The organism is Clostridium sp. AF36-4 (assembly GCF_003435975.1).
Classification (GTDB): Bacteria; Bacillota; Clostridia; order Lachnospirales; family Lachnospiraceae; genus Eubacterium_F.
In genome coordinates, this window is record NZ_QTVH01000054.1 from 1 (window position 1) to 352 (window position 352).

At 38.9% G+C, this 352-nt stretch carries 1 protein-coding gene; it reads left to right on the plus strand.

Translation table 11 applies throughout. From position 1 onward, the window contains the following. Positions 1 to 352, plus strand: a 352-nt coding sequence (locus tag DW005_RS13955; RefSeq protein ID WP_207658751.1) for a hypothetical protein, incomplete at both ends; no start/stop codon positions are given.

Here is a 352-nt window from a genome sequence, read left to right on the forward strand (position 1 = left end):
AATTACAGTCAGAATGAATGGGGAAAGCCAAGATGTCTGAATGATATGCTGGAGTTTCCGAAAGATATTGGTGAAGAACTTACAAAATGGATTCCTAAGCATCCCATTTGTATTATTAACCTTGCAAGTCAGCCGGAAACGACAATTCGCCAGTATCAATCGGATTTTAAATACATAGTCCGTTATCTGTCCTGTGGAAATGACAGAAGAAAACTGGATGAATATTTCCAAACAACGGAGTTTCAATTAGACCACCCGGAAGCATTTTTAGATTGGCTGTCTGCGGTGACAAATGACAGGAGATATCGGAAAGCAAAAGAATTAATTGAGACAACAGAAGGAAAAGGAGGAA